General features: G+C 45.6%; 9 protein-coding genes. All 9 read right to left on the reverse strand.

Going from position 1 to position 12,400, the window contains the following annotated elements; genetic code table 11:
* Positions 1-13 precede the first annotated feature (13 nt).
* Positions 14-2,293 (reverse strand): LicD family protein, encoded by a 2,280-nt coding sequence (locus BN3261_RS11885; protein ID WP_059086344.1) that lies wholly within the window; start codon positions 2,291-2,293, stop codon positions 14-16.
* A 3-nt stretch (positions 2,294-2,296) separates the two neighbouring features.
* The gene (locus BN3261_RS11890) at positions 2,297-3,598 is read right to left on the reverse strand and encodes an adenylyltransferase/cytidyltransferase family protein (RefSeq protein ID WP_059086345.1); all 1,302 of its coding nucleotides are present in this window, start codon (positions 3,596-3,598) and stop codon (positions 2,297-2,299) included.
* Positions 3,599-3,605: 7 nt separating this feature from the next.
* Positions 3,606-4,970: an acyltransferase family protein gene (locus tag BN3261_RS11895; protein ID WP_059086346.1), complete on the reverse strand. Its 1,365-nt coding sequence runs from the start codon at positions 4,968-4,970 to the stop codon at positions 3,606-3,608.
* Positions 4,971-5,084: 114 nt separating this feature from the next.
* Positions 5,085-5,828 (reverse strand): glycosyltransferase family 2 protein, encoded by a 744-nt coding sequence (locus tag BN3261_RS11900; protein WP_059086347.1) that lies wholly within the window; start codon positions 5,826-5,828, stop codon positions 5,085-5,087.
* An 82-nt stretch (positions 5,829-5,910) separates the two neighbouring features.
* Entirely contained in the window at positions 5,911-7,287 is a 1,377-nt protein-coding gene (locus BN3261_RS11905; RefSeq protein WP_022427091.1) for a sugar transferase, read from the reverse strand.
* Between the two features lie 212 nt (positions 7,288-7,499).
* Complete coding sequence (locus BN3261_RS11910) at positions 7,500-8,861, reverse strand: ABC transporter substrate-binding protein (protein ID WP_022427090.1); 1,362 nt, start codon at positions 8,859-8,861, stop codon at positions 7,500-7,502.
* A 141-nt stretch (positions 8,862-9,002) separates the two neighbouring features.
* Positions 9,003-9,920, reverse strand: a complete 918-nt coding sequence (locus BN3261_RS11915; protein WP_022427089.1) for a carbohydrate ABC transporter permease — start codon at positions 9,918-9,920, stop codon at positions 9,003-9,005.
* Positions 9,920-10,783 carry a carbohydrate ABC transporter permease gene (locus tag BN3261_RS11920; RefSeq protein ID WP_015525321.1) on the reverse strand — a complete coding sequence of 288 codons (864 nt, stop codon included), beginning with the start codon at positions 10,781-10,783 and terminating at the stop codon, positions 9,920-9,922. The genes BN3261_RS11915 and BN3261_RS11920 overlap by 1 nt, the downstream gene beginning before the upstream one ends.
* Before the next feature lie 79 nt (positions 10,784-10,862).
* Positions 10,863-11,999, reverse strand: coding sequence for an ABC transporter ATP-binding protein (locus BN3261_RS11925; protein WP_059086348.1), 1,137 nt, complete (start codon positions 11,997-11,999; stop codon positions 10,863-10,865).
* Positions 12,000-12,400: the final 401 nt, after the last annotated feature.

The following is a 12,400-nucleotide window of genomic DNA, read 5'->3' on the forward strand; positions in this document are numbered from 1 at the left end:
TGTTGATCTGTCATTACAGGATCCGCTTCAGAAGCTCCTGAAGCTCCTCCTGACTTTTATACTTATCCAGCCAGCTGTTCAGAAATTCTGTCACGTCTGCCTTCTTTGCGAAAAATCCGGTACGCCGGCTTCCATCGTAAAGATCCTCCAGGAAGATCCTGGAAAGCTCATTTTTTATATAGGGATGCGGCTCATGATCCAATGCCAGGAAATAATTTTCGAAGGCTTCCCGGGTACGCCCCTGTTTCTTCCGGATATCTCCCAGAAGCTTGTATACCTCTCCCTGCCATTCCTTATGGACCAGAAAGCTGCGGATCTCCTCTGCCAGATATTCCATCTCGCCCTCTTCCTCACTGCACAGGATCCTGGTACGGCCCTCTGCCAGTGCTTTGGGATAGCCGAATCTCTGCCATGCACAGGTAAGTGCCTCTTTGTACACCGGCTCCTCAAGGGTTCCCTCCCTTGGAGAATTACCGGTGATCCCCAGTTCTTTGCAAAGCTCTCTCACCAGCTCTTCCAGCTCCCCTTTTGTACGGACGGAATATACCTTCGCAAGATAAAGAGCGCCTCTGATCTCCTCATCCTCCGGCATCAGTCTGCTCCAAAATTCCATCAGAGAGAGTGCTTCTGATCTTCTCTGGCTTACAAGCAGATCCCGACAGTCCCGGATCGCCTGGGACTTCTGTTTTTTCAGGAATTTATCCAGTTCCAGCTGCACAATGCCATTATTGGTGCATTCTCTGGCTTTCAGATACTCTGCCATTGCTTCGTTCCGGAGGCCCTTTTTCCAGAGAAGATCCCCCTTATATTTCATAAAATATCCATCCTGGGGAAATACTCTCAGGCAGTAAGACAGAAATTTCTCCGCTTCTGACGCATTCTGCGGTCCTTCCAGGCGCTCCATCACAAACCGGCATTTAAATTTCAGGAATCCCGGAGCATCCGGATATTTTCTGAGAAGATCATCCACAATCGCCTCTGCTTCCTGCATTTCTTTAAATTCATAGTGGCTGGCTGCTTTTCGGAAACGTCGGATATCCTCCACTGTCTGCTCCATTTCCGGAGTAAGATGATCCATTTTCTTACGTACCTCGTACATACGGTATGCCTTGGAAACACGCTCCTGATAAATCAGTGTCAGCATGGCCGCCTGAAAAGCCTCATCCTCCAGCGGGATCAGGACCGGATGATAGAACGGACGGATCCCCTTAAAATCCTCACGCCCGATAAACTCCATGCTGAGCTGTACACGGTAATACTCCTCAAAGATCTCACCAAGCACATCATATCTTCTCTCTTTCAGCAGGGTCTCCGCTGTTTTTTCGGATCTCATCAGTCGGGCAGACACATCCCGGGCTACAACACCGGCTTTGATCCTTCTTCGTCTGTCATCCTGTTTATGGTCTCCCTTTGCCATAAGAAGGCAGTAGAATTTGCGGAAAAGCATCTGTCTGCGGATACGTTTTTTGTCGATCCTTGGCATATATTCATCCCGCACCTCCTGATAGCTGGCGCCCGGAACATCAACAGACTCATGAGATTCTCTTTCCCCATGAGGCGGTATATAGGACCATTCGTCCCCGTAATGCCAGATCAGATAATCGCTGGTCCTGTGAGGGATCATAACCTTTTCGCCCTCGAAGTCCATATATTTTACAGGGAACATCATATCCTTGTCAAAAAGAAACGGGCAGCCTCCCCATCGCATGGCATAGCGGCTGCACTCCTCTTCTTTATAAGAAAACATGATCTTCTCCAATTTCTTTAAGGTTCTGTCCTTTCCGCAGAAGGTATAGCGGAAAAGCCAGTACAGATACCGCCAGGGAGAAATTTCCCATCTGACTCCCACGACCATGCTGATATTCAGAAGTTCCGTATAGATCATCATATGTTCCCGGTATTTCTCATACTCACGGTCATCATCCGGAATGGGATCCAGAGTCAGTACGTCAATGATCTCACCAGCCTTGTCGTCTCCTATGATCTGATGCTTGTGGATCGCACAGGTATCCGTACTTCCGTAGCGTGGAAAACCGTTGGTATAATTACGGTCCACTTCTGCACAATAAACCGCCCGGTTCGGCGGCATCTCGTTCTGACATATTTCTACAAATTTATCCCAGTCACTTTTGGGCATGTAAATGTCCACATCATCGTCCCATGGGATAAAGCCTTCATTTCGAAGAACACCGATCAGAGTACCTCCGGCCATTACATATCTAAGATCATGCTTTTTGCAGATCGCGTCAACCTCCCGGAAGAGCTGCAAAAGAAGCTTCTGTTTTTCTGTCATCTGTCAACCTCTTTGATTAATTATTTTCAAAAGCTCAGCCAGAGTTTCTGATTCTTCATAAAAAAATCTCGTACATTCTGTCCGTCTGTCACGGATCATGATGACCAGCTCCTGAAGCAGATAGCGAAGACCATTTCCCTCAAAATTAAAGCTGTAGCGTTTCAGGAATTCCTGACCTTCTATTTTGGCTTCAAAATATCCGGTATTCCACCAGTCACCGGGTACGGTGATACGCCCCCTGGTTCCGATGATCGCAAGCTCGTTTTCCACATCCACCGTTGTTCCGATCTCAATGGTCGCCAGTGCCCGGAGATACTTCATCGTGATCATATCATAAATAAAGCAGCCGTCACTGCTTTTCACCGCATTGGTCTTCACCTCCAGGTAATCCTTACCGAGAAGCTTGATGCATGCACACAGCGCCTGGCTGACTGTTTCACTGAAATTTTTTCCGCCCTCAAAATCATCCTGTGAAATCGCGCATTTTACAGCTACCACATCTCCCACAAGTGCTCCATGTGTCAGCCAGACGAGCTGCGTAAACGCGCGCAGATAGACCATGGTAAGCCTCTCTACCAGAACAACCTGATGTGCCTTTGCCAGTGCAAACAGCTCTCTTATCTCTTCCGGCTCCAGAGCCATAGGCGTATCACTGATCACATATTTATCACATTCCAGTGCCTTTCGGATATAATCTGCCCTGTTTTTCAGACCGGATCGGATATAAATGATATCCAATCCTTCCAGAAACTGCCCGTAATCTGTACCATAAGAGTCAAGTTCGTATCTGTCACAGAATTCTCTCGCAACAAAAACGTCCTCGGAATACACACTTTCTACATGCAGTCCGCTGACATACTTGGACTCCATCACCATTTCGTTGTCCTCTGTATCATCCGTAACAATGCCCATGCTGTAGATCATACCCTCACTTCTGAGCTTGGTACTGGAAATATTTTTGGTACGTTCCAGATAAACGACCTCACAGTAATTCTTCAGATAATCAAATTTGCCACGCCAGTCCGAACCGACTACCAGAAGGTCGATATTGTATTTTGTAATGTCATTTAGCTTCTGCCCCTGATATTCCTCTACAATGATCTCATCCGCAAAACCAGTCTTGCGGACATTTTCGATACGCTTCAGAAGGCTGTCCTGTACATTCAGCTTGCCGCGTTCGATATCATAGCTTTCACTGGTGACACCCACAACAAGATAATCCCCCAGCTCCCTGGCTCTTTTCAGAATATTGTAATGTCCCTGGTGGAACAGATCAAAGGTACCGTAAGTAATGACTTTTTTCATTATTAATTTAATCCTGCGCTTTCTCTTCTTTATTTTTCAAAAGCACTTCCATTTCCCCCTGCGGTTCTGTGATCTCTAATATATCATCCAGGTCCTGGAGCTGCTCAAATTCCTGTGGAGCTCCGGCATCATCCATGCCTTCCTCCATCTCAAGATCCTCATCTACAAAGAAATCCTCGCCACGGATTTCTTCCGTCTCTTCTGTCTCATGTTCCAGTACAGCCGCCACATCGTCCTTCACCTTACGTGCATCCTCCTCGTCCAGAGTTGCCGCAAGCTCCTCAATGGCTTTCTTTCTTTTCAGTATGATCTCATAACGGTCATCTTCATCATATTCATCCTCAAGTCCTTCATCCTGCACCTGCCTCTCACGTTTGAACAGAATAAATGTAAGCAGGTTCAGTACCCCTCCGTAGAGGAAAGATACCGGCTTGCTTCCAAGGATCAGCACAAGCACCCAGGATACTCCGAAAAGCACCCAGACATTCAGCATCTGCGGGATGCTGAGAAGAAGCAGGCCGTTGAGTACGATCATGATCGGATAATGGAAAAAATAAATCCCCATGGTATTTCTTCCAACAAAGGTAACCGGCAGCTTCACATCCGGGATCAATGCCAGAAACGTCAGCACCAGCACAAAAGATACCAGATACATCAGAAGGCGGATCAGCATTCCTGTGATATCATCCATTCCCGATAACTGATACGTATGATTCCCACGGAAAATATCTACCGGGATCTCATTGGCGATCATAAAATTCGGAACTGCATACAAAAGCAGGGCTGAAACCAGGAGCAGGATCCATTTACCCTTGAATTTACGGACCACGTCTGTGTAATCACTCTTCCACAGATAGCCTGCCACAAAAAACGGAAAAAATACAACAATCCTGGAGCTTGAAAGATAGGTTGTAAATTCCGGTCTTGTTCCTGCCCACAATGCAAAAATAATGCTCAGAGGCACGATAAAACGTATCTTGCCAAGTGCTTCGATAGTCAGCCTGTAGATAAACAATGCCAGCACATACCACATAACTGTTCCGGACGGACGGAGCAGCTCATAATCCATGCTTCTGCCGGTCCAGATATAAGCATACCAGGTCAGACTGTATCCAAGAATATAAGGGATCAGCAGATTCTTCACATTCTTCAGTACATCCTGTGGCTTCTTGGAAAGATATCCAGATATAAAAATAAAAGCAGGCATGTGAAAAATGGTGATCCCATACCATACATAACGCACCACCATGTCCACCTTGACCAGCTGAAATGCGATCAGATGATTAAATACGACAAGAAAGATCAGTACTACTTTAATGTTATCGACCAGGTAAGAATACGGAACTCCCTGGCTATCCGTTCTCTGTTTCATTTGTTTCCACCTTGTAATATTTGATAAAAGTATGAATAAATAATAACATATATTTATGAATTTGGAAATAAAGAATTAATATATGTCAGAATTATTCACCTCTTCCAGAATTTTTCAACGGTATTTCCATATCCCGTGGAGCGCATAGGAAACAAAGAAAAACAGACTCTTCAGCGGACCATATCCCACATACCGATACACCTGATAAGTCATTGCCGCAGACTTCAGCTTATTTCTGGATTTTCCCCCTTCACTGAGCCGGTATTTCAGGTAAGGTCTGTTGATCCCTGCTGCAAATCCTCCCTTTCTCAGGATCCGGAGCCAGGTAATGTAATCTTCATGGCTGTCATCATGCTCCATTGGAAACGCAAGTGCATCTTCTCTGCGCAGCAATACGGAAGAACAGTTGATGCTGTTATGCTTCAGAAGCTCCCTGTATGTGATCCGTTCCTTTACCGGAATATATTTGCCGGTAGTGCGCCCATCCGGCGTCATCAGCTCTCTTCCGGTGGAGCAGATCGCACAGCCGGTCTGTTCCATAACCTCTGTCTGGGCTTTCAGCTTGCCCTTTTCCCACCAGTCATCCGCATCCAGAAATGCGATATATTTTCCCCGGGCTTCCTTTACGCCCCGGTTTCTGGAACGGGCAGCCCCCATATTCTGTTCATTTTGGATATAACGGATCTTTCCGCTGTCCATATATTTCATTACAGCAAGTTCTGTGCCGTCTGCAGAACAGTCATCAATGACCAGCACTTCTACCGGAACCTCCTGTCCCAGTGCTGATTCGATCGCTTTTCCAATATATCTTTCCCCGTTATATACGGGCATCACTACGGAAACCAACGGCTTTTCCATAAAAACAACCTCCGTCCTCTCTATCCACAAAATGCGCGTCAGGATGATCTGCCGCAGCCTGACACGCATTTCGTTTCGTTACTTATTTTTTGTCTTCGGAATCCTTAAGAGCGTTCTTCTGATTATCATCCACGCCCTCGGAAACTTCTTTCTGGAAAAAGATCTTTACAGTCATAAACAGAAGCTTGATATCCAGAAGGAATGAATAATTTTCAATATAAAACAGATCCAGCTTCAGCTTATCATACGGTGTGGTGTTATATTTGCCATATACCTGAGCATAACCGGTCAGTCCGGCTTTTACCTTAAGACGATAGTGGAATTCCGGGATTTCCTGCTCATATTCCTGCATGATCACATCTCGTTCCGGACGTGGACCTACCAGAGACATATCACCCATAAACACGTTAAACAGCTGGGGAAGCTCATCCAGATGCAGGTTACGCAGAACATGTCCTACCGGTGTGATACGGGAATCGTGCTTGGATGCAAGACGCGCCCCGTTCTTCTCGGAATCCACACACATGCTTCGGAATTTCCGGATGCGGAATTCCTTTCCCTGATAGGTAAGACGATCCTGGAGATAAAATACCGGACCGCCGTCATAAGCCTTCACCGCAATGGCAATGATCAGCATGATGGGTGAGGATACGATGATCCCAAGTCCGGAAACAATGATATCCAGAACTCTCTTGGCTGCACGCTGCTCCATGGAAAGTCCCTGATTCCTGCACATCAGAAGCGGCGTATCAAACAGATGGATCCTGTCTGTTCCAAGCAGGATGATATCGGAAATCTTCGGGCTCATATAGCAACGGATGGAATGAGAAAAACAGTATTTCAGATACCTGTTTCGGATCTGGGACGGAAGATCCCAGATGATCACGCCTTCATAATCTTCCATCATGGCATGGATCTTCTCTTCGCCCTCACGGATATGAACCTTACCGCTGATATCGTATTTATCCTTTCGGGTGTTCATCTTGTGGATCACATCACCGGGATCACGGTCTCCGTAGATCACCAGCAGCCTTCTGGCTCCGTACAGTCTGGAGTAAATATACCTGGAGCCCCAGATCCACAGTACCGTCACAACAAGCTGGACTCCGGTCATTTCGATCACCGGTCTGGCCGACATAAACCATCTGTTGATCAGTGTGATCTGAAAATACGTCACAACATTGGTACAGATCGTTGCCAGCGTCAATGAATAAAATACATCGATACGCTTCAGATAGCCTACCTTCAGACCTCCGTAAAGCTTGGCAAACATCAGATAGATCAGCGCATAGATCAGGATCATTACCCAGTTACCTTTTCTCCAGAATGGCTTCAGGATCAGGTCACTGTAAAAATCATACCATACATAAGCAAAGATCGCTGCCTGTGCGATTACGATCAGACTTGCCAGACAAAATACCACAAATCTCTTATAATCTTCTCTTTTACTTCTATTCACAGATTTTTCTTCCTTCCTGAGGAGTAGATATTAACTTCATCATTATAGCCAATATATACTCTTACGTCCAGAGATTCCTCTGATTTTTCTCCTGATATTTTCCTGTCAGGATGTTTTTTTCCGTGACTATAGCAAAAATCCCCAGGAGCTTACCCGGGGATTTTTGGCTGTATATATTTATTTTTCTTTTTCAGTTTCCACGCCTTTTCGAATTATTCATTCACCAGGTTATACTCTTCGATGGATTTGTTGATGGAATCTGCCATGTTTTTCACAGCCGTATCCACATCCTCTTTTCCGTTGAGCATGCTCTCAATCTCGGATTCCACGGTAGCTCTTGCCTCCGGGAATACACTTAACAGAGCGCCTACATAGTCGGCGGAAGAATCATGAAGCTGGTCGATCGCTGTCTGGAACTGCGGATATTTTGCAACATTATCCTTAAATACCTGCTCTTCCTGAGACTTTACAGTTACAGGGAAATATCCGGTCTGTGCGTTCCAGTAAGCCTGAGACTCCGGAGAGATCAGGAATTTTACGAACTCCCATGTTGCACGAAGCTTTTTCGGATCATTGTTGTTCAGTGCCCAAAGAGATGCACCACCGATGGAAACACCGCCCTCGTCACTGGATTTGATCTTCGGGAAGTATGCAGTACCAACCTCAAATTTTCCGTTTACATCCTGAAGGATCTGTTTCAGGGAAGCTGTGGAGCCAAGAGTGATCGCAGATTTTCCTGCTGAGAAATCTGCCAGACCAGCATCGCCGCCTTTTCCTACGACCGGTGCGAAGCCCTTGTCGTTAAGATCCTTCCATGCTGTAAGGATATTCTTTGCAGCATCATTCTCGTCAAAAGCAACAGCTGTAGCAGCCTCTTTACGTCCGTTTCCGTTGTTTGCATACTCAAGGCCCTGCTTTCCGATAAACTGCTCGAAGAACCATCCGTAGATTCCAAGAGACATTACCTCGCCTGCGCCGCCTTTGTCCAGAAGATCCTGTCCGATCTCACCGATGCCCTCCAGGCTGTCCGGAATTTCTGTGATGCCTGCTTTATCAAACATGTCCTTGTTGTAATACATGATCGGTGTGGAAGAGTTGAACGGCATGGAGTACAGCTCATTGTCGATGGTGTAGTATGCAGCCAGGTTCGGCTCGATCTCAGATACATCGTAGCTGTCTGCGTCGATCATCTGCTGCATAGGCACGATCCATCCGGAATCGATCATGAATCTTGTTCCGATCTCATATACCTGTACAAGATCCGCACCCATGTTTCCGATCTGTGCACTTTTCAGCTTGTTCAGGGAATCATCATATTCCCCCTGATACTGAGCATCTACCGTAATTCCGTATTCATTCTCATCGTTAAATTTTTTTACCAGTGTATCGATCGCCTCACCATTGACACCACCCATGGAATGCCAGAAGGTAATGGTAGTTCCGTCTACATCGGAAGCATCTGCCATTTCCACTTTTTCATCTGTGCCGGCATCTGCGGCGAATACAGTTACTCCGGAAAGAGAACCGATAGTCATTGCTGTGGTAAGGAAAGCTGCGATGATTTTTTTCTTCATAACTTTTTTCTCCTCTTGAAAAATTTTCTCTTTTTTCATTTTTTATATAAGATGAACTGCCCGTCTTACGACTTTGCAGTATCTTTTTGCAATATTTTCCCCTTACAGCAGGATGCTGCAGGGTTGCTGCCTGCTCCGATATCAGCCCTTGACTGCACCCGAGAACATTCCTCTGATCAGCTGCTTCTGTCCAACGATAAAAATGGAAATGGACGGAATAATGATCATAACAACGCCTGCGATCATCAGGGTGATGGACTGTGAATCCACACTATCCAGCATACTGATACCGATCTGAACGGTTCGCATATTGTTGGAGCCCGTTACAAGCAGCGGCCACATGTACATATTCCATGCGTTGATAAAGGTATACACTGCCATAGCGCCAATAGCGGATTTTGTCAGCGGAAGCAGGATCCTTACGATAAATTTCAGATTGCTGCAGCCGTCAAGCTTTGCCGATTCATACAGTGAGATCGGGAAAGTCATGTAAAACTGACGGAACAGGAAAATTCCCATTGCGGATGTAAGGTAAGGCACGATCAGTACCTGATAAGTATCCAGCATTCCCCAGCTTGATACCGTCAGGTAGTTGGAAATGATCGTTGCCTCTCCTGGAACCATCATGGTTGCCATCACAACCATGAAGAGAATACCTTTTCCTTTGAATTCCAGGAAAGAAAACGCAAAAGCAGCAAGAGAACAGGTAATGATCTGTCCGATGGTAATGCATCCCGCCATGATAAAGGAATTCAATATGAATCGGAGAAGTGGAACGGTGCGGAATGCATTGATAAAGTTGGAAAAGGTCGGATTCTTGGGAAAGAGATTCAACTCTGTAGTAAACAGTTCACTGGAAGGCATCAGTGCAATACTGATGGCATAAAGCAATGGAAGCAGGATCAGAACTGCAAACACCACATTTGCCGTAACACGGAGTGCTGTTCTTGTCCTTCTCTTTGCAAGAGCTTTTGCATTCATAGCTTTTTTCAGCTCCAGAAGCTCCTCTTTTGACATATTTCCCACTGCCGGGACTGCCATATTTTCCATCTGGCTCATCAGTAATTCACTCCCTTCTTCTCAATACGGAACATGATCAGTGTGATGATCATGATGATCACAAACAGGATAACAGACTGGGCTGCCGCACTTCCGAAGCGGTAGTTAAAAAACGCATCCCTGTAAATGGAATAAACAATAACATTGGTAGACTCATTAGGACCGCCCTCTGTCAGGATCTTAATCTGTCCAAAGGACTGAAATGCCTGTATGATATTTACCACCAGTGTATAAAACATGATCGGGGAAAGTCCCGGAAGCGTCAGGCTGAAAAACTGCTGCACACTGCTGGCTCCATCCACAGAAGCTCTCTCATAAATGGTCTCATCAATATTTCCGAGTCCTGCGGAAAAATACAGAAAATTGATCCCGCTGTTCAGCCACGCAGTAAGAATGGCTACGCAGATCAGAGCCGTGTTCGGATCGTTCAGCCAGTTGATATCCAGGCCGGTAAGCTTATTCACAATACCTACTGCCGGGTGGAGCATGATCTGGAAGATCATCGCCGCAGAACTGGATGCAATAGCCATTGGCAGAGCATAGGATGTGCTGAACACCCGGATTCCCGGAAACGCCTTGTTACAAAGCACTGCTGCGATCAGACCAAGAAGCATGCCGCCGACCACAACGATCAGCACAAAGATCAGCGTCACCTTCAGACTGTTGATAAAGGATGCTGACTGAAGCAGCTCTTTATAATTGCCCAGACCAACGTACAGCTTTGCCTGTCCCATCTTGTTGGTCTTGTAAAGACTTAAATAAATTGTTTTCACAAACGGATAAAACAGAAAAATTCCAAAAATAAGCATACAAGGCACCAGATATAAGTACGGTGTGATCTTGCTTTTGCTGTTATTTTCCATAACTATTTCTCCTCCTTGCATAATCAGATTCTATCTACAGGCTGATCTGCCTGCACTCAAGCTTTTTCGTGACATAAATTCATGACACAAAAATATTTTCTTCTGTCTCCGGATCAAACACATGGGCCTTCTCCATATCAAAATACAGAGAAACCTTCTCCCCTACCTGTGTCTGATTTTCCGGACTTAAGCGGACTGCCAGGGTTTTGCCCTGCTCATCAAAATAGAGGATCACTTCCGCTCCCAGCATCTCCCGGTTTACTACAGGCTCATCTACATCTACGCTTTCATTTTCAATACCAAGCTTTTTCGCCTCGTCCAGCTCGTAGATATCCTCCGGACGGATTCCAAGGATCACGTGTCTGCCGTTATATCTGTCTGCGATCTGTTTTCCTCTGGTTCCATCCAGATAAACCTTTTTCACAGTTTTGGCATCATCCAGAAGAAGGGCCGTGCGATTATTTTCTTCTGCTTTTACTGTACACCGGAAAAAGTTCATGGACGGAGAACCAAGGAAGCCTGCTACGAAAAGATTTACCGGATTGTCATAAATACTCTGCGGCGCTCCCACCTGCTGGATCAAGCCATCCTTCATGACCACGATCTTAGTCCCAAGAGTCATGGCCTCTGTTTGGTCGTGCGTTACATAAATAATGGTGGTGTCCAGCTGTTTATGTAATTTCACAAGCTCCACACGCATCTGAGCACGAAGCTTTGCATCCAGATTGGAAAGGGGCTCATCCATGAGAAAGGCTTTCGGCTTCCGGATAATTGCACTTCCAATGGCAACTCGCTGTTTCTGACCGCCGGAAAGAGCCGCCGGCCTCCGGTCAAGAAGCTGGTCGATCTCCAGGATCTTTGCCACCTCATGGACCTTTCTGTCGATCTCATCCTTCGGAAGCTTACGGATCTTCAGGGCGTATGCCATATTTCCATAAACTGTCATGTTCGGATATAAGGCATAGTTCTGGAACACCATGGACATTCCCCTCTCCTTCGGTTCCAGATAATTGGAAAGCTCACCGTCGATCCACAGCTCGCCGTCTGTAATCTCCTCCAAGCCTGCGATGATACGCAAAGTGGTGGATTTTCCACATCCGGACGGACCTACAAAGATCACAAACTCTTTATCATGTATATCAAGATTAAAATCCTTCACACCGTAATGCTCCGAATCAAATTGCTTACATACATTTCTAAGTGCAATTTCTGACATTACTTATCTCCTTTCTCTTCTCTCGCTCACATAGTTTGTAGTATAGGATTTTTCCGGCTGTTCAGATATCGTGATTGAGATAAAGATTTGTGAATTGTATGTTAAATTGTTTCAGAAATTATATGCAATTCCGTTAAATTCTTTCTCCAGAGTAAAATACCCATCGCGTTATGTTGCCACCTTCTTTCGCCGTCATCTCTGTCCTGCATCATATCTTCCAATTTTTATTACATTGATCACAACAGCTCTCTCCAATATATCAGCAATATGGATATTTCCCGTCTCCTCGCATATCTGAATCAAATAAAAATAGAATATTCATATTTAATACTTGCCTCTCTTCCAGATAAATGCCGGCTTTCAGGCTTTTATGATCACTTGATTTGTGCAATTTTTTATGT

Source organism: Blautia massiliensis (ex Durand et al. 2017), from assembly GCF_001487165.1.
GTDB lineage: Bacteria > Bacillota > Clostridia > Lachnospirales > Lachnospiraceae > Blautia_A > Blautia_A fusiformis.